This is a genomic window from Micromonospora sp. NPDC048040, from assembly GCF_055587185.1.
On record NZ_JBVJGT010000012.1, the window covers coordinates 66,024 to 88,148 of the forward strand.

Annotated in this window: 20 protein-coding genes and 1 riboswitch; of the genes, 10 read left to right on the forward strand and 10 right to left on the reverse strand. The window is 74.3% G+C overall.

Annotated elements, in window-relative coordinates; translation table 11 throughout:
- Window positions 1-2: 2 nt before the first annotated feature.
- The gene (locus tag ACZ6O2_RS15020) at window positions 3-1,160 is read right to left on the reverse strand and encodes a DegT/DnrJ/EryC1/StrS family aminotransferase (protein WP_350706547.1); all 1,158 of its coding nucleotides are present in this window, start codon (window positions 1,158-1,160) and stop codon (window positions 3-5) included.
- Entirely contained in the window at window positions 1,157-2,140 is a 984-nt protein-coding gene (pseB, locus tag ACZ6O2_RS15025; protein WP_350706545.1) for a UDP-N-acetylglucosamine 4,6-dehydratase (inverting), read from the reverse strand. The genes ACZ6O2_RS15020 and pseB overlap by 4 nt, the downstream gene beginning before the upstream one ends.
- A 246-nt stretch (window positions 2,141-2,386) precedes the next feature.
- Between pseB and ACZ6O2_RS15030 the strand changes: the two genes are divergently transcribed.
- From ACZ6O2_RS15030 to ACZ6O2_RS15050, 5 genes are read left to right on the forward strand one after another with little or no spacing between them, the layout of a single operon-like run.
- Window positions 2,387-2,629, forward strand: coding sequence for an acyl carrier protein (locus tag ACZ6O2_RS15030; protein WP_350706543.1), 243 nt, complete (start codon window positions 2,387-2,389; stop codon window positions 2,627-2,629).
- Window positions 2,610-3,401 carry an SDR family NAD(P)-dependent oxidoreductase gene (locus ACZ6O2_RS15035; RefSeq protein WP_466023227.1) on the forward strand — a complete coding sequence of 264 codons (792 nt, stop codon included), beginning with the start codon at window positions 2,610-2,612 and terminating at the stop codon, window positions 3,399-3,401. Before ACZ6O2_RS15030 ends, ACZ6O2_RS15035 begins: the two co-directional genes overlap by 20 nt.
- Window positions 3,402-3,406: 5 nt before the next feature.
- The gene (locus tag ACZ6O2_RS15040; protein WP_350706695.1) at window positions 3,407-4,816 is read left to right on the forward strand and encodes an AMP-binding protein; all 1,410 of its coding nucleotides are present in this window, start codon (window positions 3,407-3,409) and stop codon (window positions 4,814-4,816) included.
- Entirely contained in the window at window positions 4,810-5,862 is a 1,053-nt protein-coding gene (locus ACZ6O2_RS15045; protein ID WP_350706541.1) for a LuxE/PaaK family acyltransferase, read from the forward strand. Before ACZ6O2_RS15040 ends, ACZ6O2_RS15045 begins: the two co-directional genes overlap by 7 nt.
- Window positions 5,859-7,082: an acyl-CoA reductase gene (locus ACZ6O2_RS15050; protein ID WP_466023228.1), complete on the forward strand. Its 1,224-nt coding sequence runs from the start codon at window positions 5,859-5,861 to the stop codon at window positions 7,080-7,082. The genes ACZ6O2_RS15045 and ACZ6O2_RS15050 overlap by 4 nt, the downstream gene beginning before the upstream one ends.
- A gap of 125 nt (window positions 7,083-7,207) precedes the next feature.
- Here ACZ6O2_RS15050 and pseI read toward each other — a convergent pair whose 3' ends face one another.
- From pseI to ACZ6O2_RS15070, 4 genes are all read right to left on the reverse strand, one after another.
- Complete coding sequence (pseI, locus tag ACZ6O2_RS15055; protein ID WP_393452402.1) at window positions 7,208-8,260, reverse strand: pseudaminic acid synthase; 1,053 nt, start codon at window positions 8,258-8,260, stop codon at window positions 7,208-7,210.
- Window positions 8,257-8,760: a GNAT family N-acetyltransferase gene (locus ACZ6O2_RS15060; protein WP_466023278.1), complete on the reverse strand. Its 504-nt coding sequence runs from the start codon at window positions 8,758-8,760 to the stop codon at window positions 8,257-8,259. The genes pseI and ACZ6O2_RS15060 overlap by 4 nt, the downstream gene beginning before the upstream one ends.
- A gap of 41 nt (window positions 8,761-8,801) precedes the next feature.
- Window positions 8,802-9,965, reverse strand: a complete 1,164-nt coding sequence (locus ACZ6O2_RS15065) for a glycosyltransferase family 2 protein (protein WP_466023229.1) — start codon at window positions 9,963-9,965, stop codon at window positions 8,802-8,804.
- Window positions 9,966-10,054: 89 nt separating this feature from the next.
- A complete protein-coding gene (locus ACZ6O2_RS15070) occupies window positions 10,055-11,380 on the reverse strand; it encodes a polysaccharide pyruvyl transferase family protein (protein ID WP_350706534.1) in 1,326 nt (441 codons plus the stop codon).
- Window positions 11,381-11,641: 261 nt separating this feature from the next.
- Between ACZ6O2_RS15070 and ACZ6O2_RS15075 the strand changes: the two genes are divergently transcribed.
- The 5 genes from ACZ6O2_RS15075 (at window position 11,642) to ACZ6O2_RS15095 (ending at window position 16,853) form a co-directional block, all read left to right on the forward strand.
- Window positions 11,642-12,910: an acyltransferase family protein gene (locus ACZ6O2_RS15075; protein ID WP_350706532.1), complete on the forward strand. Its 1,269-nt coding sequence runs from the start codon at window positions 11,642-11,644 to the stop codon at window positions 12,908-12,910.
- Window positions 12,911-13,097: 187 nt separating this feature from the next.
- Window positions 13,098-13,529: a hypothetical protein gene (locus ACZ6O2_RS15080; protein WP_466023230.1), complete on the forward strand. Its 432-nt coding sequence runs from the start codon at window positions 13,098-13,100 to the stop codon at window positions 13,527-13,529.
- Window positions 13,530-13,746: 217 nt separating this feature from the next.
- Window positions 13,747-14,505, forward strand: coding sequence for a hypothetical protein (locus ACZ6O2_RS15085; protein WP_466023231.1), 759 nt, complete (start codon window positions 13,747-13,749; stop codon window positions 14,503-14,505).
- Window positions 14,506-14,793: 288 nt separating this feature from the next.
- Window positions 14,794-14,935: riboswitch (cyclic di-AMP (ydaO/yuaA leader) on the forward strand.
- A gap of 220 nt (window positions 14,936-15,155) precedes the next feature.
- Window positions 15,156-16,001 carry a C39 family peptidase gene (locus tag ACZ6O2_RS15090; protein ID WP_350706526.1) on the forward strand — a complete coding sequence of 282 codons (846 nt, stop codon included), beginning with the start codon at window positions 15,156-15,158 and terminating at the stop codon, window positions 15,999-16,001.
- A 108-nt stretch (window positions 16,002-16,109) separates the two neighbouring features.
- A complete protein-coding gene (locus tag ACZ6O2_RS15095) occupies window positions 16,110-16,853 on the forward strand; it encodes an alpha/beta fold hydrolase (protein WP_350706525.1) in 744 nt (247 codons plus the stop codon).
- 19 nt (window positions 16,854-16,872) lie between these two features.
- Here the strand turns inward: ACZ6O2_RS15095 and ACZ6O2_RS15100 are convergent, their stop codons facing one another.
- The 4 genes from ACZ6O2_RS15100 to ACZ6O2_RS15115 form a co-directional block, all read right to left on the reverse strand.
- Window positions 16,873-18,600 (reverse strand): CDP-glycerol glycerophosphotransferase family protein, encoded by a 1,728-nt coding sequence (locus ACZ6O2_RS15100; RefSeq protein ID WP_466023232.1) that lies wholly within the window; start codon window positions 18,598-18,600, stop codon window positions 16,873-16,875.
- 36 nt (window positions 18,601-18,636) lie between these two features.
- Window positions 18,637-20,139 (reverse strand): D-ribitol-5-phosphate cytidylyltransferase, encoded by a 1,503-nt coding sequence (locus tag ACZ6O2_RS15105; protein ID WP_466023233.1) that lies wholly within the window; start codon window positions 20,137-20,139, stop codon window positions 18,637-18,639.
- A 139-nt stretch (window positions 20,140-20,278) separates the two neighbouring features.
- Window positions 20,279-21,097, reverse strand: coding sequence for an ABC transporter ATP-binding protein (locus tag ACZ6O2_RS15110; RefSeq protein ID WP_350706519.1), 819 nt, complete (start codon window positions 21,095-21,097; stop codon window positions 20,279-20,281).
- Entirely contained in the window at window positions 21,090-21,986 is an 897-nt protein-coding gene (locus tag ACZ6O2_RS15115; protein WP_466023234.1) for an ABC transporter permease, read from the reverse strand. The genes ACZ6O2_RS15110 and ACZ6O2_RS15115 overlap by 8 nt, the downstream gene beginning before the upstream one ends.
- Between the last annotated feature and the right edge of the window lie 139 nt (window positions 21,987-22,125).

The window sequence follows — 22,125 nt, forward strand, 5'->3', positions numbered from 1 at the left end:
CCTCAGGCGGCGGAACGCGCCGTGGCGGCGCGCAGCGCCGTGCCGAGGGCGTCGATGACGCGGTCCTGGTCGGCCTCGGTGAGGTCCGGGAACAGCGGCAGGGACAGCTGCTGCTCGTAGAACGACTCGGCCACCGGGCAGGATCCGCGCCGGTAGCCCAGGTCGGCGAAGGCCGGGTGCCAGTGCACGGGGATGTAGTTGACCTGCACCCCGATGCCGGCGGCGCGCATCCGGTCGTACACCTCGCGGCGGCGCCCGTCGAGCACCCGGATCGGGTAGAGGTGCCACGCCGGGGCGGCCCAGGACCGCCGGCCCGGGGTCAGCACGCCGGGCAGGTCGGCCAGCGCCTCGTCGTAGCGGGCGACCAGGCGGGCCCGGCGGGCCAGGAAGTCGCCGAGCCGGCGCAACTGGCTGCGGCCCAGCGCGCAGAGCACGTCGGGCAGCCGGTAGTTCAGCCCGAACTCGTGCACCTCCTGGTGCCAGCCGCCCTCGTCCGGCCAGCGCTGCTCGTCGCGTTCCCGGACCAGGCCGATGTTGCGGAACCGGCGCGCCCGCTTCAGCAGGTGCGGGTCGGTGGCGGCGACCGCGCCGCCCTCGGCGGTGGTGAGGTTCTTCGTCGGGAAGAACGAGAACGTGGTCAGGTCGGCCAGCGAGCCGACCGGCCGCCCCCGGTAGGTGGCGCCGATCGAGTGGGCGGCGTCGGCGAGCAGCAGCGCGTCCGTGCCGGCCGTCGCGGCGCGCAGCGCGTCGTAGTCGGCCGGGTGGCCGGCGTAGTCGACCGCGGACACCACCCGGGTCCGGCTGGTCGTCGCCGCGGCGACCGCCGCCGGGTCGAGGGTGAACGTCTCGTCCTCGACGTCGGCGAAGACGATCTTCGCGCCGAGGGCGACCGCGCTGCTGGCGGTCGCCACGAACGTCATGGGCGGCACGACCACCTCGTCGCCGGGGCCGACCCCGGCCGCCGCGTACGCCACGTGCAGCGCCGCGGTGCCGTTGGAGACCGCCGCGCAGCCGGCGCCGCCGGTCCACCCCGCCAGGTCGGCCTCGAACCCGTCGACCTGCGGGCCGGTGGTGAGCCAGTCGCTGCGCAGGGCGGCGACCACGGCGGCGACGTCGTCCTCGGTCACCGACTGCCGGCCGTACGGGAGCAGCCCCGTCATGCGGCGATGCCGAGCATGTCGCGCAGGTGCTCCACGCTGAGCCACTCGTCGTTGCTGTCCGACTGGTACGCGAACCCGTCCGGCACCGGCTCGCAGCCGACCGGCGGCTGGTAGCCCCAGGTGGCGATGGTCGGCTGCACGATGTAGCGGTCCTTCGCCCGCAGGGTCCGGCGGCTGTCGTCCGGCGCGATCATCTCCTCGTGCAGCTTCTCGCCGGGGCGGATGCCGACCTCGTGCGTGGTGGCCTCCGGGGCGACCGCCTCGACCAGGTCGAGGATGCGCATGCTGGGAATCCGCGGGACGAACAGCTCGCCGCCCTGCATCTGGTCGAACGAGTCCATGACGAACTGGACCGCCTGGTCGAGGGTGATCCAGAACCGGGTCATCCGCTTGTCGGTGACCGGCAGGCTCTTGCCCTCGGCGGCCAGCCGGCGGAACAGCGGGACCACCGAACCCCGGCTGCCGACCACGTTGCCGTAGCGGACGACCGCGAACCGGGTCGGGTGCTGCGCGGCGTAGTGGTTCGCCGAGACGAACAGCTTGTCGCCGACCAGCTTCGTCGCGCCGTACAGGTTGATCGGGCTGGACGCCTTGTCGGTGGAGAGGGCGATGACCTTCTTCACGCCGGCCTCGATCGCCGCGTCCACGACGTGCTGGGAGCCGGTGATGTTGGTGGCGATGAACTCCGACGGGTTGTACTCGGCGGTGTCCACCTGCTTGAGCGCGGCGGCGTGCACCACGTGGTCCACCCCGTGCATCGCGCGGGTCAGCCGGTGCCGGTCCCGGACGTCACCGATGAACCAGCGCAGCCGCGGGTCGTCGCCGAGCTGCTGGCGCAGCTCGTACTGCTTGAGTTCGTCGCGGGAGAACACCACCACCCGGGCCGGGTCGGCCTCGGTGAGGACGTGCCGGAGGAACGTCTTCCCGAAGGAGCCGGTTCCGCCGGTGATCAGAATGGAAGACCCATTCAACTCGCTCAATTGGTGCTCCCGTGGTCGTGGTTGTTTCCGCGGCGACCTTGCCCGGTCGACCGGATCGAGACGCTAGACCCGGCGGGTTAACACCCCGACGCCCCTCGGTGAACGGTCGCCGCGTCTGGAGTGAATGCGGAACACCTTGCAGGCAAACACTTTTCGCCAGTTCAGGGCCAGGTTGAGGGGCCTTCGGCCTCGGCTACACTCGGCCCGCACGTCGAGGCGTGCGGACCAGTTACGGAGGAAATCGCGGTGGAACTTCAGCGACTGAGGGTCGTCTTCCGCGCGGCGTTGGAGCTTTCCGACGACGCCGTTGTGGACAATCTCGAATATCGCGGAATCGAGAAGTGGGATTCGCTCGCGCACATGTCGTTGGTGGCCGCCATCGAGGACGAGTTCGGCGTCATGCTGGACACCGACGAAGTGATCGACCTCAGTTCCTTCGACCGCGCGCGGCAGATCCTGGAGAAGCACGGTGTCGTCCTCACCGACTGACACCGGCACGGCCGCCGCGTCCGGACCGGGCGCCGGCCGGGACGCGCCCGCCCGCCGGGTCCTGGTCACCGGGTCGACCCGGGGGATCGGCCGCGCCGTCGCCCGGCGGCTAGCCGCGCAGGGCTGCGCGGTCGCGGTGCACGGCCGGCTGCCCGGCTCCGCCGACGAGGTGGCCGCCGACCTGCCCGGCGGACCGCACCTCGCGGTGCACGGCGACGTGGCGGAGCCCGACCAGATCCGGGCGGCGATGCGCACCGTATTCGCCCGGTGGCGAGGGCTGGACGCGCTGGTCGTCAACGCCGGGGTGCACGAGGCGGGGCTGCTGGGCTCGGTGCCGGACGAGACGGTGACCCGGCTGTTCGCGGTCAACGCGGCCGGTGCCGCGCACACGCTGCAACAGGGGTCGCGCCTGTTGCGCCGGGGCGACCGGCCGGCGGTGGTGCTCACCGCCTCGCTGGTCGGCTCGGCCGGAGCGGCCGGCCAGGCCGTCTACGCGGCCAGCAAGGCCGCCGTCGAGGGGCTCACCCGGGCCGCCGCGAAGGAACTCGGTCCGGCCGGGATCCGGGTGAACGCGGTCGCGCCGGGCTTCATCCGTACCGACCTGCTGGCCGACCTCGACGAGCCGGGCCGTCGGGCCCGCGTGGACGCCACGCCGTTGCGCCGGCTCGGCGAGCCGGAGGAGGTGGCCGAGGTGGTCGCGTTCCTGCTCTCCCCGGCCGCCGCCTTCGTCACCGGCCAGGTGCTCGGCGTGGACGGCGGGCTGACCCTGTGACCGGCCTGCCGCACCCCGACGCGGCCGGTCTGCCGCACCCCGACGCCCGGCTGGTGGACGCGGCGACCGGCCGGCAGGTCGGGGGCGCCGAACTCGCCGCCCGGGTCGCCGACCTCGCCGCGCTGCTCGACCGGGAACCACCGGGCGTGGTGTTCGCCGCCGCCCCCGCCGAGATCGACGCGGTGCTGCGGATCCTCGCGGCCTGGCAGGCCGGCCGCGCGGTCGCGCTGCTCGACCCGCAGATCGCGCCGGGCGCGCTGCGCGAGCTGGTCGACCGGTTCCGCCCCGCCGTGCTGCTCACCGGCCCGGAGCCGGTCGACGGCTACGAGGCGGGCCCGGTCGGCCTCGGCCCGGCCTGGCGGCGCACCGGGCCCGCCGGACCCGCGCCCCACCCCGACCTGGCACTGCTGCTGACCACCTCCGGCTCGACCGGCAACCCGAAGCTCGTGCGGCTCTCCGGCGCGGCGGTGCGAGCCAACGCGGCGGCCATCGCCACCGCGCTCGGCATCGACGGCGACGAGGTGGCCCCCACCACCCTGCCGCTGCACTACACGTACGGGCTGTCGGTGCTCACCAGCCACCTGCACGCCGGCGCCACCGTGCTGCTGGAGCGCTCCGGCCTCACCTCCCGCGAGTTCTGGACCGCCGTCGACCGGCACCGGGTCACCTCCCTGGCCGCCGTGCCCTACCAGTACGAGATGCTGCGCCGGCTGCGCTTCGCGCCCGCCCGGCACGAACGGCTGCGGACGCTCACCCAGGCCGGCGGCCGGCTGCACCCCGAGCTGGTGGCGGACTTCCACGGCCGGGTGGCCGAGGTGGCCGGCCGCCTCTTCGTCATGTACGGGCAGACCGAGGCGACCGCCCGGATGACGGTGCTGCCGCCCGACCGGCTACCGGAGAAGCTCGGCTCGGTGGGGCTGCCGGTGCCCGGCGGGGCGCTGTCGGTCCGCGCCGACGACGGCACGGAGACGACCGCGCCCGACCGGACCGGCGAGATCGTCTACCGGGGACCCAACGTGATGATGGGCTACGCCGAGACGGCGGCCGACCTGGCCCGCCCCGACGAGCTGGGCGGCGTGCTCGCCACCGGCGACCTGGGCCGGCTCGACGCCGACGGGTTCCTGCACGTCACCGGCCGGATCAAGCGGATCGCCAAGGTGTTCGGGGTCCGGGTCAACCTCGACGACGTGGAACGGTCCCTCGGCCACCACGGGCCGGTCGCCGCGATCGCGGGCGCGGACCGGCTGGTGGTGGTGGCCGAGGGCGCCGACGCCGACCGGCTCGCCCGGATCCGCGCCGAGGTGGCGGAGGCGCTGGGCACCCACTCGTCCGGAGTCCAGGTGCGTGGCGTGGACGCCCTCCCACTGACCCCGACGGGCAAGCCCGACTACCGCGCGCTGGAGGCACAGTGCTGACCGACGTGTTCACGCTCACCCAGCCCGAGAAGGAACACCGGCTCCGCGACGAACTGGTCGGGCTCCTGGCCCACCACCGGCGCCACTGCCCGCCGTACGCGCGGATCCTGGACGCCCTGGGCGGCGCGGACGGCGACGTCGAGACGCTGGCCGACCTGCCCTGGCTGCCGGTGCGGCTGTTCAAGACCCGCAAGCTGGCCAGCGTGCCGGACGACGAGGTGATCCGGGTGCTCACCTCCAGCGGCACCACCGGCGAGGTCAGCCGGATCCACCTGGACCGGGAGGCGGCGGCCACCCAGTCCCGGATGCTGGCCCGCACGCTGGGCGCCGTGCTCGGCCCGCGCCGGCTGCCGATGGTGGTGGTGGACCGGGCCGGCGTGGTCGGCGACCGGCGCTCCTACTCGGCGCGCGGCGCCGGGGCGCTCGGCATGGTCAACTTCGGCCGCGACCACCTGTGGCTGCTCGACGCCGACGACCGGCCGGACGCCGCGGCGCTCAAGGACTTCCTGGCCCGGCACGGGGACGCGCCGTTCCTGGTCTTCGGCTTCACCTTCATGGTCTGGCGCTACCTCTACGAGGTGGCCCGCGACCACGGACTCGACCTGTCGAACGGGATCCTGGTGCACTCCGGCGGCTGGAAGAAGCTCGCCGACCAGGCGGTGGACAACGCCGAGTTCCGCCGCCGGCTCGGCGCGGACACCGGCCTGGAGCGGATCCACAACTTCTACGGGATGGTCGAGCAGATCGGCACGGTCTTCCTGGAGGGGCCCGACGGCGGCTCCCTCTACTGCCCGGACTTCGCCGACGTCATCGTCCGCGACCCGGTCACCTGGCGGGAGGCGCCGATCGGCACGCCCGGCGTGATCGAGGTGCTCAGCACCCTGCCCACCTCCTACCCGGGCAACGTGCTGCTCACCGAGGACCTCGGGGTGGTGCACGGCGTCGACGACGGGCACTGGCCGGGCAAGCGGTTCAGCGTGCTGGGCCGGCTGCCGCGCGCCGAGGCCCGGGGTTGCAGCGACACCTACGTCGGAGGTCAGGCATGACGGTACGGATGAGGTTCCCCGCCGGGCCGGAGGTGCCGGTGGACGACCTGCTGCCCCCGGCCGCCGACCCGCCGCTGACCGTCGGCGACGAGCGGATCGTGGACTTCCTGACCTCGGTCTCCCGGCGGCTGCTGGCCCCGGCGCTGGCCCGCCGCCATCCGGAGCTGGGCTCGCTCGGGTTCTTCCTGCGCCGCCGGGAGTTGCTGCGCGGCGTCGAGCGGCTGCACGCCGGGCTCGACGACGGCGTGCTCGCCTTCCCCCGGGGCGTGGTGTTCCACATCCCGCCCGCCAACGTGGACACCATCTTCGTCTACTCCTGGGCGCTGTCCGCGCTGGCCGGCAACACCAACGTCGTCCGGGTGTCGCCCCGCTCGGCGGCGGCGGCCGACGCGATCCTGGACGTGCTCAACGACAGCCTCGACGCCGCCGACCCGGTCGTGGGCCGCACGCAGCGCATGGTCACGTACGGCCACGACGACGCGGTGACCGGCCGGCTCAGCGCAGGCTGCGACGTCCGGGTCGTCTGGGGCGGCGACCGGGCGGTGACCGCCGTGCGCCGGCACCCGCTGGCCCCCGCGGCGCGGGACCTCACCTTCCCCGACCGCTCGTCGTTCGCGGTGCTGTCGGTGGCCGGCTGGGAGGCCGCCCCGCTCGCCGCCCGGCGGGACGCCGTGGCGCGGTTCGCCAACGACGCCTACTGGTTCGACCAGGCGGCCTGCGCGTCGCCCCGGGCGGTCTTCCTGGTCGGCGACGCCCGCCGCGCCGACGCCGTCCGGGCCGAGTTCGTGGCGCTGCTCGGCGTGGCCGTACGGGAGCGGGGCTGGGACGTGGACGCGGCGATGGCCGTCGAGAAGCGGGTCGGCGCGTACGGGCTGGCCGCCGACGGGGGAGTGGCCCGGATGGTGTTCCACGACAACCTCGTCGCCACCCTAGAGCTGGACGGGCCGGCGGCGGCGCCCCGGGAGTGGCTCGGCGCGGGGACGTTCGGCTTCGTCACCCTGGGAGAGCTGACGGAGCTGGCGCCGTTCGTGCGCCGGCGGGACCAGACGCTGACCCACTTCGGGTTCACCCGGTCCGAGCTGGTCGACTTCGCCCGGCGGCTCGGCGGCCGGGGCATCGACCGGATCGTGCCGTTCGGCGCGGCGCTGACCTTCGCGCCGGTCTGGGACGGCCACGACCTGCTCCGCGAGTTCGTCCGGCTGGTCACGGTCGCCGACTGATCCCGTACCCCCGGCGCCCCGCCCGGGCGGTCGCACGAGGAAGCCGGCGCCCGTCCGGGCGTCCGCATGAGGAGGGGGCCCGGTCCGTGCGGACCGGGCCCCCTCCTTTCGCGGTGCGGGTGGCCTCAGACGAGGTCCCAGCTCAGCGGCGTCCCCTTCGGCACGTCCCGGGTGAAGGCGCGGCCGAGGACCCGGTCGAGGTCGGCCGGGGGGAGCCCGCCGGCCGGCCGGATGGAGCGCACGACCGCCGCGGTGACCGGGTCGCCGGCCCGGACGTCCTCGACCACCCAGAGGGACCGGCGGAACCGCAGCCCCTCCCGCTCGGTCGGGGTGGGCCCGATCGCGGTGCCGCCCAGCGCCGCCCACGCCCGTTCCGACTCGACGGTGAGGGCGGTCAGCTCCGCCGGCTCCAGCGAGAAGTCCGAGTCGACGCCCCCGTCGGCGCGGCGCAGCGTCACGTGCTTCTCGATCAGGCAGGCGCCGAACGCCACCGAGGCGACCGGGACGCCGATGCCCGGCGTGTGGTCGGACAGGCCCACCGGCAGGCCGAACGTGTCGGCCAGCACGGGCAGCCGGCGCAGGTTGCTGTCCTGCGGCGGCGCCGGGTAGGACGCCGTGCAGGCGAGCAGCACGATGCCGCCGGCGCCGCCCTCCCGGGCTGCGCGGACGGCCGCGTCGATCTCGCCGACGGTGGCCATCCCGGTGGAGATGACCAGCGGTTTGCCGGTGGCCGCGACGAGCCGGATCAGCGGCAGGTCCACCAGCTCCGACGACGCGATCTTGTACGCGGGCGCGTCCAGCTCCTCCAGCAGCTCCACCGCCGTCGCGTCGAAGGGCGAGGAGAACACCGTGAGACCGTGCCGGCGGGCCCGCTCGAAGATCGGCGCGTGCCACTCGTAAGGGGTGTGGGCGCGCTCGAAGAGCTGCCAGAGGCGCTCGCCGCCCCACAGGTCGTGCCCGTCGGAGAGGCGGAACGCGGGGGCGTCCACGTCGATGGTGATGGTGTCCGGCCGGTACGTCTGGAGCTTGAGCGCGTGCGCCCCGCTGGCCGCCACCGCGTCGACGATGGCGAGCGCCCGGTCCAGGCTGCCGTTGTGGTTGCCGGACATCTCCGCGACCACGAGGGGCCGCTCGCCGGGGCCGACCGCGTGCGGGCCGATCTTGACTGTCGCCGTCATCTTCCTCTGCTCTTCTCCGTCCACACCACCTGGTGCGGCGTGCCGTCGATGTCCCGCTCGTAGCGCCGGACCTCGCGAAATCCGAAGCGCCGGTGCAGGGCCAGCACCGGCTTGTTGGCGGCCAGCGTCTCGCCGCCCAGCGTCTCCGCCCCGAGGGTGTCGAAGGCGTACGCGATGGCGGCCCGCTCCAGCGACAGCCACGCCGTTAGCAACTGCCCCCGGGCGTCCAGGCCGTCGATGTCGAGGTAGAAGCCCCAGGTGAGGGCCCGCTCCGGTGAGGTCACCCCGGAGAACGTGACGATGCCGGACGGCACCTCGTCGTGCAGGTGCACCAGCACCCGCCGGTCCGGGTCGACCCGGACCCTCGCCCACCAGGCGGTGTGCTCGACCAGGCCGATCTCGTGGCTCGTCAGGCTCACCGCCCGCACCTGCGGGTGGTTGCGCCAGAGCAGCATCCGGTGCAGGTCGCCGTTGTCTGCCGGCCGCAGCGGCCCGGCCACCGGAGGCTCGGTCGTCGGAAGCCCGGTCGTCGGAAGCCCGGTCATCGGCGGCTCGCCATCGCGGTGGTCTGGTCCGCCGCCGTCCCGGTCGCGGGTCGCCCGGTCTCCGCGACCTGCCCGGTCTCCGTGGCCTGCCCCGCCTGGCCGGCCTCGGGCGAGGGGAGGGCCGGCGGGACGGGCCGGCCCCGCACCCGGCCCGCCGCCCGGTGGGCCCGGCGCAGCGCCGCGTACGCGAGGTAGCTGTTCCGCCCGACCAGGCGGTGCTTGAGCCCCGCGACGCCGGCGGGGCGGGAGTAGCCCGCGTCGGGCAGGTAGCGGCGGTAGTGCTCGGCGACCCGGCGGAAGAACGCGCGGCGCAGCCGCGGGTGCAGCCGGCCGTCGTTGCCCGCCACCACCAGGTAGTGGCTGATCATCAGGGTGAACAGCTCGGCCCGCAGCCGGTCGTCCGGGGCGTGCCGGTCCAGCCAGTCGAAGAGCCGCTCGTACTGGTCGAAGGCGTCGAAGTGCCGGCGGCTGCGGGTGGAGGTGATCGCGCCGAGCCGGCCCTGCCGGTAGAGGTAGCAGACCCGGTCCAGCACGGAGATCCGCTCCGCGCCGATCAGCAGCGGGTGGCTGAACGGGATGTCCTCGTACCAGCCGGGGAAGAAGCGCAGCTCCAGCTCGGCCATGAACCCGCGGCGGACCACCTTGTTCCAGGCGGTGTGCTGCACCCTCAGCAGTTGCGGCCGGTCGGCGAGGCGGACCACGCCCGGCACCCCGCGCAGCAGGTGGCTGCTCGCGTCGACCTCCCGCCGGCCGCCCTCGTGCACCCGCAGGTGGTCCAGCATCAGCACGTCGGGCCGGTCCCGGCGCAACCGGTCCAGCACCGCCGGGATCGTGCCCGGCGGCAGCCAGTCGTCGCTGTCGACGAACCAGACGTACGCGCCGGTGGCCACGTCGAGACCGGCGTTGCGGGCCAGCCCGAGGCCGACGTTGTCGGTCAGGTGGACGGTACGGATGTCGACCCGCCCGGCCGCGTACGACCGCAGCATCTCCCCGCAGCGGTCCGGGGAGGCGTCGTCCACCGCGATCAGCTCCACCGCGCCCGCCTCGCCGGCCGGGATGTCGGCGCGGATCGACTCGAGGCACTGGTACAGGTACGGCTCGACGCCGTACACGGGCACGACGATGCTCAGCAGCGGTGCTTGCGTCGGCTCAATGACCACGCCGACACCATCGACCGCGCGGATGGACGGCCCCGGAACCTCACGTTGCCGGCGAAGGTGGAGTCACTGAACAGCCGCCCAGCACGGGGTTAACGGTTCAGGATGCGCCTCACCGGGCCGCCCACCACCCGCTTGACCCGGGTGCGCAGGCGCTGCTCCCGCAGCGTCTCCGCGTCCTGGTGCAGCTCCGCGTTGCGGTCCCGCAGCCACTGGATCCGCTCCAGCAGCACGTCCGGCGCGGTCGCGCTGGCCGGCCGCACGGCCGGCGGGAACGTGGTGGCCCGCACCCGCGCGTCGAACCGGGCGGCGCTGTCGCCGTCGGCGAAGGCATTGCCCAGGTCGTGCTTGGCGAGGAAGGCGAGCATGGTCTCGTAGCGTGCCTTGTGGCCGTCGTTGAGCGCCGTGTAGTCCGCCTCGTCGTAGAGCTGGGCGGCGTCGACGTCGGCCGGCACCTCCTTCATCACCCGGTGCGGGATGTCGAAGTACCGGGCCAGCTCCAGGGTGCGCGAGTCGTGGGCGAAGAGGTAGCCGGGCGTGCCGGCGACCAGCGCGGTGATGGTGCCGTGGATCCGGGTGCCGAAGGCGAACTCGAACCCGGAGAGGTAGTCCATCCAGGTCCAGGGGTCGACGAACATCCGCACCTTGTCCTCGGTGAACAGCGGGTGCGAGGTGTGGATCGGGATCGCGCTGGACTTGCCCCGGTCGTCGGGGGCGTCGCCGTAGAGCAGGGTGCCGAGCGTCTTGAGGTCCTGCGGCAGGTAGCGCAGGTTCGGGTACCGCTCGTGGTGCCGGGCGATGATCTTCGCCATCGACTTCACGTACGGCGAGACGGTGAGCGCGAGCCGGTCGTCGGGCGCCAGCGCCGCCTTCCGCTTCTCCACCCGCAGGCTGTCGCCGTGCAGGAACATCGACGGGCAGCCGATCACGTCGACGGCGGAGAAGCCCAGCGTGCGCAGGTAGCCCTCGGTGATCTCACCCCGTACGCCGATGCTGTGCGAGCGGTCGAGCACGGCCCGGACGAAGCGGGTGACGGCGTCGTCGATCGGGCGCAGGTACTCCCGGTCGCCCTTGACGTCGGTCTGCACGCCCACCCCGAGCACCACCACCGGGATCTTCAGCCGCTCGACGAGCTTCGTCATGAGTTCGATGCGGTGGGCGTAGCTGCGCCGGAAGGCGTTGGCGAGCGGGATGACGTAGACGTCGTACCGCTCGTTGATCATGTCGGCGTCGCGCGGGTTGACCTTGAACTCGGTCGGGGTGATCTCGGTGGTGCTGGTCTGCAGCAGCTTGTGCGCGGCGTGGCTGAAGACGAGGTTGCCGTTGTTCTCGCCGATCCAGTTCCCCTCGAAGGCCTCCTCGGGGGAGTAGACGTCGAACGGGCCCTTTTTCGCCCGCATCAGGATCCGCTGGTGCATCCGTCCCCGCCTCTCGTCACCTCCGGGTCACGGAATATTAGGCCACCGGCCGGCCCCGGCACAGACGCGCGTCACTCCGCCACGCGGAGGGACGGAACCGTCACGCGGTGGACGGGGACGCCGGGGGACATCCGGGGCGGCGGGTAGGGTGCCCGGCGGCGGCGCCGACCGGAGGCCGCCGCGGGCCGTCCTGCGCCGCCCGCCGACGGCCGAGGAGGAGACGTACGTGCTGGTGACCCTGCGGACCGCCGGGCCACCGGCATGACGGGGGCCGCGACCGTCGCGCCGGAGGCCCGGCCCGCGCCCCCGGCCGGTCGGCTGCCCTCGCTGACCGGGCTGCGCTGGGTGGCGGCCCTGCTCGTCTTCGGCTTCCACGCCGGCACGATGGGGATCATCGCCGAGCCGGACCACCGGGCAGTGGTGAACTGGGTCTTCACCCTGGGCCTCTCCGGCGTGCAGTTCTTCTTCATCCTCAGCGGTTTCGTGCTGGTGTGGTCGGCCCGGCCGACGGACTCCCGCCGGGCGTTCTGGCGTCGCCGGATCGCCAAGATCTGGCCCAGCCACGTGGCGCTGTGGGCGCTCGCCCTGCTGGTCGCGGCCTGGTTCGCCGACCCGGTGGACCGCGTCGTCGCGGTGGAGAACCTCTTCCTGCTCCAGGCGTGGGACCCCCGGCCGGGCGCGTTCTACAGCATCAACACGGTCAGTTGGTCGCTGTCCTGCGAGTTCTTCTTCTACCTCTGCCTGCCGCTGGCGCTGCCGCTGCTCCGCCGGGCCCGGCCGTGGGCACTGTGGACCGTGGTCGTCGCGGTGCCGCTGCTGATCCTGGCGCTCTGGCCGGCCCAGGCCCTGGTGCCCGAGGAGAGCCGTTGGTGGTTCACCCAGATATTCCCGCCCGTCCGGTCCCTGGAGTTCTGGATGGGCGTGGCCGCCGCCGAGCTGATGCGGCGCGGCCGGTGGCGGGGGCCGGGCCTGCCGGTGGCGAGCCTGGTCTTCGTGGCCACCTGGGTGGTCGCCGCGCAGTGGGTACGCGCCGAGCTGTGGGCGGCGTTGCTCTCGGTGGCGTACATCCTGGTCATCACCGCGGCGGCGGACGCGGACGTGCGCGGGCGGCGGTCGCCGTGGCGGTCCCGGCCGATGGTCTGGCTCGGCGAGGTCTCCTTCGCCTTCTACCTGGTGCACGTGCTGGTGATGGTGACCGTGCTCCGGCTCACCGGCGACTGGGGCGTCGGGTACCGCGGCTGGTGGGGGCTGGCCGCGGTGCTCGGTTTCCTGCTGGTCAACCTGGCCCTCGCCGGAGCGTTGCACCGCTTCGTCGAGACGCCGATGATGCGGCTGCTCGGCCCGCGCCGCCCGGCCCGGCCGACGCCGCCGGTCGAGGGTGTGGCCGACGCGCGGCAGCGACCGCCGGCCGTGCCGGGGGCGCGGGGGCGCGTCGTGCCGCGCCCCCGGCACGCCGAGCCGGAGGCGGACCACCGACCGGCGTACGTCGAGTCCCCTGCGACCGCCGGCCGGCCGCGCCCCCGGGCGTAAAACGACCGCGTCCATCGGCCCAGGTCGACCACCTGGGCGGCCGGACCACCCGTCCACCCTGGTCCGTGCGGTCCGGGGTGGACGGCCGGACGCGCCGAGCACCGGGCCGGAGGGCCGCCGAGACCGCCGCACCCGGGACACGCCCGGCGGCGATGCGGACCGGCGGCATCGGCGGTAGCGTGGTCGCGTGCTTGCCGTCGCGCTCACCTGTCCCCTGTGGTGGGTGGCGCGGTGGGCCGCGCGGCTGCTGACCGGCCTCGCCGTCGCGGTCGCGTTCGCCGTCGGCGCCGGGGCCCTTCCCGCCGTCTCGGCCCAGGCCGGAGTGCCGTCGACCGACACCTGGGCGCCCCCGGCTCACACCTGGGCGCCCCCGGCCCCGGCGCTCCCCGTCACGCTGGCACCCGCCGACCCGCCCGTGGTCGTCGCCGACCACCGCGTCGTCGCCGACGGTGTCGCCGCCGACCGGGCCGCCGCTGACCGGGCCGCCACCGGCCCCGGCCACCCCGCCGCTCCGGCCGACCCGGGCGCAGCCGCCGGGGCCGTCACCGTCGGCCCGGTCCCCGCGCCGGCCGGGCACACCCCGGGGACAGTCGGCCCCCGGGGCCCGCCGCACGTGTGATCCGCACCGCCCCGCGGGGCACGCGCCCCGCGACCGCACCCGCCGCAACGGCGTAGGAAGGGCACCTTCCGCTGTCGCAGGCGTTGGCAAAGGCGCCCGTCCTCCGCCCTCCACCACCCGCACCCGTCCCGGCGGCGGGACGTGGCACCGCCGCGCCCCGCCATCCGGGCGCCGGGTGCGCCCCGCTGCCGCACTCGCTCCCCGTGAGGTGCCGACCATGGAGACCGTCGTCTACCAGTTCCTGATCGAGGTGCCGCGGGCCGTCGCCATCTGGTCCGCCCTGCTCCTGCTGGCCCTGACCGTGCTCGCCGTGCTGGTCGCCCGCCCCGAGCGGGTCCGTCCCGACGGCGAGCCGGTCGCCCCGCCCGCGGTCGACCCCGAGGCGGAGGCGGCCGACCTGCGCCGCTACGCCGAGGAGGTGGCCGTCGCGGCGGGCCGGGCCGCCCGCACCGCCCGGCGGCGGCGGGCCGACTGGCTCGCCGCGCAGGAGGAGGCCGACCGGGCCTGGCGGGCGTACGACGAGGCGGAGACCGCCGCCCGCCGCTTTACCGGGGCCGCCGCCCTGCCCGCCCCGCGCACCCCGCGCACCCCCGCCGAGTACGCCGCCCGCGAGCGCTGGCTGCACCAGGCGGCGGTGGCGGCCCACTGGCGCGGCGACCTCTCCACCCGCCAACTTCGCGAGGTGTTCGGCCGCCGGGCCGGCTGGGATCCCCGCCGACACCCGGTCGAGCAGGAGATCGCGCTGGCCCGGGCGGTACGCGCCGCGAGGCGGGCCGACCACCGGGCCGCCGCCGAGCGGGAACGGTTGGCGTGGCGGGACGCCGACCTGGCCGCCGAGGCGGCGCGGGCGCTGGCCGGGGAGGCGTACGCGGCGGCGGTCCAGCTCCGGCCGGGCCGGCTCCCGGCGGCCCGGCCGGTGTCCGCCGGGCGTCGGCCCGCGCTCGCCGCGCGCTGGCGGCCCGCGCGGGTGGGCTGAACCGCCGGGGCAATTTCGTGACGCCGGTCATAGCGGTGCCGAACCGGTCATCCGGCGCGGCCCGGCCGATTCCCGCCGACGATTCCGCGCCGATGTCCGTCGCTCGTCCGGTTGTCGACGCAAGGTGCGTCGGGAAACGGTCGTCCCATTGAGTCGCGTCAGTGCCGAACTGACCGCAAAAAAAGTCCCTCGATCAAGGTTTAAGCAGGTGGAAGCGGGTTGGCAGGGCGCGGGCCGACCAGTAGTGTCGGCCCGTCCGGTGCGGTACCCGATCGCAAGAGGCGACGCCGCGCCGACCCGCCTAATCGTGAACAGGCGAGCCGGGGACCCAGTGCAACATCGGGGTGAATCCGCGGGCCACGGCCCACGGTAGGGCGTTCTTCCCGCCCGAATCCGTCAGCTAACCCGGTCGGCGGCGTCGGAAGGAGTTCCATCCCCGTGCAGCACCCACCCGCCCCCCGGTCGTTCCGGCGCCTCCACGGCGCCGCGGTGCCCGCGCTCGCCCGACCGCACGCCGCGAGCTGACCCACCGGTCACCGCCCGTCGCCCGGCATCCCGGGCGCATCCCCTGAGTGGTCCACCACCGCCGGACGCCGTCCGCGCGGTCGGTCCCCCCTGCGCGGACCGGCGGCCGCTCACCCCCCGAGCCCGTGGAGGAAACCGTGAAGCACCACCTCAAGCGACAGCTCCGTCGCCTCACGTCCGAGCGTCCGTACCAGGTGGCCGCCGCGTCGGCCGCGGCGCTCGTGCTCGCGTCGGGCACCGGCGCGCTGCTGGCCGGCACCGACGAGGCACCCGCCGCCGCACAGGCCCCGGTGGCCGTGAGCGAGCTGCGGGACGGCACCGTCGCCTCGCGCGGCGACGCCCGCGTCGCGGCGGCCCCGTCGACCGGCGCCCCGGCCGCGTCCAGCGCCGCTCCGTCGGCCAGCGCCACCAGCGCCGCCCCGAACCCGGACCTGACCCGCAAGCCGGAGCCGCCGAAGCCGCCGAAGGCGAAGTCCCTGGACTACGACTACCAGGCCCAGACCACCTTCTACAACTGCGGTCCGGCCGCCGTCCGGCACGCCCTCAGCGCCGCCGGCATCGCGCGCAGCCAGGACGCCCTCGGTGCCCAGCTGGGCACCGACGAGATGGGCACCGACTCGGCCGAGGACACCACCCGGGTGCTGAACGCGACGGTGAAGGGTGACCCGTACCGGACCCGGATGATCCCGGGCGGTGCCGCGACCCCGGCGCAGATGGACCAGCTCCAGGCCGACGTCGTCGCCGCCATCACGGACGGGCGGGGCGTCGTGGTGAACGTCGCCGGCAGCGCCACGGACACCGACGGCGGCTGGCACTCGTTCCCCGGCGGCCACTACATCGCCGTCGTGGGCTACCAGGACGAGGGCCGGCTGGTGAAGATCGCCGACTCGGCGAACCCGGCGACCGCGTCGTACTGGATGTCCACCATCGCCCTGGCGAACTGGGCCGCCACCCGCGGCTACTCCGCCTGAGAAAGACACCCGTCGGGCGTCGGCTCCCCACCCCGGGAGCCGGCGCCCGATGTCGTCTCCGGGTCACGGCCCTCGCCGGGGCGTACGGCGGGTGGCACACTGCGGCCTATGGTCGATGAATCGGGTGACCGGGACGGCCGGCGCGTCCTGCTGCTGCTGCACGGCATGGGCGCGACCGGGGACGTGTGGCTGCCCTGGGCGCCGCTGCTGGAGCGCCGGTGGGCGGGGCGATGGCTGGCGCCGGACCTCGCCGGCCACGGCTGGTCGCCGCCGCTGCCGGCGTACTCGTTCGCCGGGCTGGCCGACCGGATCGCCGCGGGGCTCGCGGCGGGGGACCGGCTCGTCGTGCTGGGGCACTCCCTCGGCGGCGTGGTCGGGCTGGCGCTGGCCGCCCGCCGCGCCGGGCTGCCGGTCGACGCCGTGGTCGGGCTCGGCATCAAGGCCGTCTGGTCCCCGGCCGAGCTGGCGAAGGCCGGGGAGCTGGCCGCCCGACCGGTGACCTGGTTCGCCAGCCGGGACGAGGCGGCCCGCCGGTACCTGCGGGTGGCCGGCCTGACCGGGCTCCTCGCGCCGGACCACCCCGTGGTCGAGGCCGGGCTGCGGCAGGTCGACGGCCGCTGGCGGCTGGCGATGGACCCCGCCGCGTTCGGGGTGGGGGAGCCGGACCTGCCGACCCTGCTGGCGGCGACGGACGTGCCGGTGCTGCTGGCCCGCGGCGAGCACGACCCGATGGTCACCGACGCCCAGCTCAAGGAGCTGGGCGTGCCGGTCGCCACCCTGCCCGGCCTGGGCCACAACGCCCACGTCGAGGCCCCCGAGGCCGTCCTGGAGCTGGTCGACCCGTACCGCTGACCCGCGAGGCGGCGGCCGGTCAGGCGGTGGCGGGGAGGGTCGCCCCGTCCGGCTCGACCGGCAGGCCGGTCCCGCCGACGGCGCGCGGCGTCGGCGGGTTCCAGTCCGCGTCGAGCTGCCGCCGCGCGGCGTCCAGGAACGCCTCGGCGTACGACTCGGCCGGGAAGTCGCCCAGGTAGCGGCTCCGGGTGGCCCAGCGGGCGGCGGCGAGCGGGTCGGTGTCGAGCAGCGCGGCCAGCACCTCGTCCACGTTGGACATGTCGCGGCGCAGCACGTAGCCCGAGCCGGCCAGCGGGAACCGCTCGGCGAACCGGTCGCCCTCGTCGCCCATGTCGGTGACGGCGTACGGCTTGCCGGAGTAGAGGTAGTCGGAGATCACCCCGGACACGTCGGAGACCAGCGCGTCCGAACGGTTCACGCACTCCGTCAGGGTCAGCTCGCGGGTGGCGGCGGCGCCGAAGACGTGCTGCCGGCCGGTACGGGCCCGGTCGGCGGCCAGCAGCTCGGTGAGCCGGCCCAGCTGCCGCGCCGAGGCCGGGTTCTGCGAGGTGTACGGGTGGGCCCGCAGGATCACCGTCGCGCCCCGGTCGAGCAGCCGGCGCAGCAGCGTCTCGGCCACCGGCAGCGAGCAGTAGTTGGCGTCCGCGTGGTGGCCCGTCCAGGTCGGCGTGTAGAGCACCGTGGGGTTCGGCAGGCCGCGCACCGGCTCCGGGCGGACCTCGATCGACTCGACCTGCGGCCGGCCGACCACCACGAACTTCTCCGCCGGGATGTCCACGCCCGCGCGGGCGTACCGGTCGACGGCGGCCTGACCGGCGACGAAGATCCGGTCGAAGATGGCCGAGACCGGGTTGGCGCTGGGGGCCTTGTCGCTGTCGCCGTGGTGCAGCTGGACGTGGGTGAGCTGGGTGAAGCGGATGCAGTGGCTGTTCTTCGCGCCGTGGTTGACGTAGAACGCCACCCGCAGGCTCGGCACCAGCGCCTCGTCCATCGCCTTCGTCGTCGGGCAGTAGACCACCGGCGCGGTGGTGGCCGCCGCGACGGTGGACAGGAACTCCGGCTCCCGCACCATGACCAGGAACGGCCGGCCGATCCGCTCCAGGTACGGCAGCCACATGGTGACCTGGTATTCCGAGCCGGGCGGGGCGGAGAAGTGGAGCAGGAACTCGGGCTGGTGCCGGCGCAGCGCGCGGGAGACCGCCGACCCGCCGGCCCCCGGCCGGAACCGCCGCCGGGCCAGGTCCAGCCCGACGGCCCCGGCGCCGGCGGCGACCAGCGCGACGGCGGCCAGCGCCACACCGGCCGGCAGGGTCGCCGCGGCGGCCGCCGCCACCACGGCGAGCAGCCCCAGCAGGGCGTCGCCGAGGCGCGCGGCGACCAGGGGCGTCCAGGTGCGCACCGGCAGGTTCGCGGCGCGCACCTCCAGGCCGCCGGCGTCCCGCAGCGGCCCGACGAGCAGCACCAGCCCCAGCAGGACCAGCGCCGTCGCGGCCAGCGCGGGGTCGAAACCGGCGTCGAGGCGCCGGGCGTACCCGACCAGGACCGCCGCCGCGACCAGCGCGGTCTCGGCGACGCTGTCGGCGCCCGGGCGGACCCGCCGTTCCCAGGCGGCCGCCGCGAGGGCGGCCACCGCCAGCCCCAGCCCCCAGCCGGTCGCGCCGGTCAGCGCGACGACGAGGAACGCCAGCACCGCCAGGCCGGTGGCCAGGGCGCGGGCGATCAGCTTCCGGACCAGGTCACCACGCATGTCGGCTCCGTTCCCCGCCGTGGCCCGAGACCCGCGTCAGCCGGCGCTGGCCGGGCTGGCGGCCCGCTCGGCCTGCCCCGGCACCGGCTGGGCCGGCACCTCGCCCGGCGCGCGGCGCACGTCGATGACCTGACCGGTCAGCTCCGAGATCAGCACGTCCAGCGAGGCCTGGGCGACGGTCTCGGCGGCGAGCAGGGTGTGCTCCGGCTCCTCGCCGAACGCCTTCGTGCGCATGGGGGTCGCGGTGCGCTCGGGGTTGATGCAGTTGACCCGTACGCCGAACTCGGCCCACTCGTCGGAGAGCGCCTGGGTGAGGTTGACCAGGGCCGCCTTGGTGGAGGAGTAGAGGGCGTACTGGGCGCGGCCCCGGGTGTAGGAGCTGGACGTGTAGAGCAGCAGCTGACCCTTGGTCTGCTGGAGGTAGGGCAGCGACTGGCGGGCGGCGATGACCGGCCCGACGAAGTTGACCTGGAGCACCCGGTCCATGGTCTCCTCGTCCATCTCGACGAGGGCGCCCTTCTCCAGGATGCCGGCGGTGACCACCACGTGGTCGATCCGGCCGGTGGCCTCGAAGGCGGTCTTCAGCGCCGCCTCGACGTCCGCGGCGCGCTCCACGTGGGTGCCGGTGCTGGAGCGGCTGAACGGGAAGACCTGCGCGCCGTAGCGGCGGGCCAGCTCGGCCAGGTCGTGGCCGATGCCGTAGCTGCCGCCGAAGATGACGATGGTCCGGCCGGTCAGCTCCTCGGTGTAGCTGCGGTGGTCGGTGACCCGGGGGGCCTGCGCGGCGGCGAGCTGGAACAGCTTGTCCGCGAGGTGCACGTCGACCGGGTGGGTGACCTTGATGTTCTCGTCGGAGCCGTCGATGACCTTGATCGGCGTGCCCGGCAGGTAGCGCAGCACCACGCCGCAGTCGTCGGTGGCGGCGAAGTGGGCGTCGCCCTCGGCGATCCGGTACGCCTCGCGGATCGTGCCCGAGCGGAACGCCTGCGGGGTCTGGCCGCGGCGCAGCGACGAGCGCACCGGGATGTCGGTGATGCAGTCGTCCTCGTCGACCTGGATGATCGTGTCGGCCGACGGGATGGCCACGTCGACCGCGGAGTACGTCCAGAGCGCGTTCACGCACTCCCGGACGATCCGGCCGCTGACCAGGGGCCGCACCGCGTCGTGGAAGAGGATGTTGCAGTCGCCCTCGCCGACCGCGTCCAGCGCGATCCGGGTGGTGGCGTTTCGGGTGTCGCCGCCCTCGATGACCTTGGTGACCTTGCGGAAGCCGGCCTTGTCGACGATCTGCTGGGCCTCGGCGACGTGGCCGGTGGCCATCAGCACGATGATCTCGTCGATCTCGGGGGCGGCCTCGAAGACCGCCAGGGTGTGCTCGATGATCGGCTTGCCGGCGATCTTCAGCAGCTGCTTCGGGATGCCGAGACCCAGCCGCGTCCCGGTGCCGCCGGCCAGCACCACCGCCACTGTCCGCGAGGGCCGCCAAGGCGCCGGGGTCTCCGGTGCGGCGTCCGGGCCAGTGGTGTGGTCCTGCGTCATTGCCGAATCCTCACTCTCAGGGGTGCGTGAACAGACGGTTCCGCCCGCGCGGCGACCGGATGAACCTTAACGCGCCGACCGCGCCGCCCCAACGGGACGACGCGGTCCGACGGCATCTCCGTCGATGCCGTCCGGCGCGCTACTTGCCGTTGGCGAACGCCTCGTACGCCCGCAGGACCTCGTCGGTCGGGCCGTCCATGCGCAGGACGCCCGATTCCAGCCAGATCGTCCGCTCGCAAGTGTCCCTGATCGAGGAGAGCTGGTGGCTGACGAGGAACACCGTGCCGGCGCTCTCCCGCAGCTCCCGCACCCGCTGCTCGCTGCGCTTGCGGAAGCCCTTGTCGCCGGTGGCGAGCGCCTCGTCGATGAGCAGCACGTCGTGCTTCTTGGCCGCGGCGATGGAGAAGCGCAGCCGGGCCGCCATGCCGGAGGAGTAGGTGCGCATCGGCAGCGAGGCGAAGTCGCCCCGCTGGTTGATCCCGGAGAACTCGATGATCTCCGGGGTCTGCCGCTGCACCTCCGCCGGCGGCATCCCCATGGCCAGGCAGCCCAGCACCACGTTGCGCTCGCCGGAGAGGTCGTTGAGCAGGGCCGCGTTCACGCCGAGCAGCGAGGGCTGCCCCTGGGTGTAGACCGCGCCGCGGTTGACCGGCAACAGGCCGGCGATCGCCCGCAGCATGGTCGACTTGCCCGAGCCGTTGCTGCCGATCAGCCCGATCGCCTCGCCCCGGTACGCGGTGAAGCTGACCCCCTTGACCGCGTGCACCTCCCGGATGTTCGGCGCCGAGGTGCGGCTGACCATCCGCTTGAGCGCGCCGACCGGCCCGCCGCCCCCGCCGCCGCCCTTGTGCACCCGGTAGATCACGTGCGCGTCGTCGACCACCACGGTCGGCACCCGGTCCTGGACCCGGGGCAGCGTCACCGTCACGTCGTTGGACGACTCGAACTGCTCAACCACGGCCGTACTCCTGTTCGCCCCGCCAGAAGTAGATGAAACCCCCGACGCCCATCACGATCGCCCAGCCCGCCGCGGCCAGCCAGAGCTGGAGCACGGAGGAGCTGAGCAGCGGCGCCTGCTCCAGCAGCGCGACGCGGGCCAGCTCGATGTAGACCAACGCCGGGTTGAACTCGACCAGCTTGCTGGCCCAGGCGGGCAACTGCTCCTCGAAGAGCGTCACGCTGTAGAGCACGCCGGAGCCGTACATCCAGGTGCGCAGGACGAAGGGCATGACCTGCTTGAGGTCGGCCAGCTTCGCGCCCATCCGGGCCACCGTCATGGTGAGCCCGGCGTTGAAGACCGCCTGGAGGATGATCGCCGGGACCAGCAGCAGCCAGGCGAAGGTGATCGGCTCGCCGGTCACCAGCACGATGGCGACGAGCACCACCATCGAGCCGAGGAGCTGCTGGAACTGGGTGACCGTGACGGCCAGCGGCAGGCAGGCCCGGGGGAAGTGCAGCGCCCGGATCAGGCCCAGGTTGCCGGTGATCGACTGGGTGCCGTTCTGCACGGCGGTCTGGGTGAAGTTGAAGATGAACAGACCGGTGCAGAGGTAGGCGATGAAGTTCGGGATGCTGTCCTGCTTCAGCACCACGCCGAAGATCAGGTAGTAGACCGCCGCGTTGGTCAGCGGGGTGAGCACCTGCCACAGCTGCCCGAGCCGGGCGTTGCTGAACGACGCGACGAGCTTCGCGTTGGCGTACGCGGCGATGAAGTGCCGGTAGCGCCAGAGCCGCCGGGCGTACTCGCCCAGGGGCGGCCGCTCGCCGGCGACCCGGAGCCCGTGGCGGGCGGCCAGCTGCGCCTGGGTGAGGCCGGAGTCGGGGTCGGCCAGCGCGGTGTTGGCCATGGGATGGGCGCTCCGATCTTTCGTGACGACGGATGAGGCGCGACGATGGAACCAAGCGGGGAGCGCCGCCTCGCCGCTGCGTGGACAGTAGTCCGAAACACGTCGGGACGCAACCGTACCGTCGTTGCGCTACATTGTT

What these genes read in the sequence shown, in the direction of transcription:
- ACZ6O2_RS15020 (WP_350706547.1), bottom strand. Translation starts at nt 1,160, where the DNA reads ATGACGGGGCTGCTCCCGTACGGCCGGCAGTCGGTGACCGAGGACGAC.
- ACZ6O2_RS15050 (WP_466023228.1), top strand. Translation starts at nt 5,859, where the DNA reads ATGACGGTACGGATGAGGTTCCCCGCCGGGCCGGAGGTGCCGGTGGAC.
- pseI (WP_393452402.1), bottom strand. Translation starts at nt 8,260, where the DNA reads ATGACGGCGACAGTCAAGATCGGCCCGCACGCGGTCGGCCCCGGCGAG.
- ACZ6O2_RS15070 (WP_350706534.1), bottom strand. Translation starts at nt 11,380, where the DNA reads ATGCACCAGCGGATCCTGATGCGGGCGAAAAAGGGCCCGTTCGACGTC.
- ACZ6O2_RS15075 (WP_350706532.1), top strand. Translation starts at nt 11,642, where the DNA reads ATGACGGGGGCCGCGACCGTCGCGCCGGAGGCCCGGCCCGCGCCCCCG.
- ACZ6O2_RS15085 (WP_466023231.1), top strand. Translation starts at nt 13,747, where the DNA reads ATGGAGACCGTCGTCTACCAGTTCCTGATCGAGGTGCCGCGGGCCGTC.
- ACZ6O2_RS15095 (WP_350706525.1), top strand. Translation starts at nt 16,110, where the DNA reads ATGGTCGATGAATCGGGTGACCGGGACGGCCGGCGCGTCCTGCTGCTG.
- ACZ6O2_RS15100 (WP_466023232.1), bottom strand. Translation starts at nt 18,600, where the DNA reads ATGCGTGGTGACCTGGTCCGGAAGCTGATCGCCCGCGCCCTGGCCACC.
- ACZ6O2_RS15105 (WP_466023233.1), bottom strand. Translation starts at nt 20,139, where the DNA reads ATGACGCAGGACCACACCACTGGCCCGGACGCCGCACCGGAGACCCCG.
- ACZ6O2_RS15115 (WP_466023234.1), bottom strand. Translation starts at nt 21,986, where the DNA reads ATGGCCAACACCGCGCTGGCCGACCCCGACTCCGGCCTCACCCAGGCG.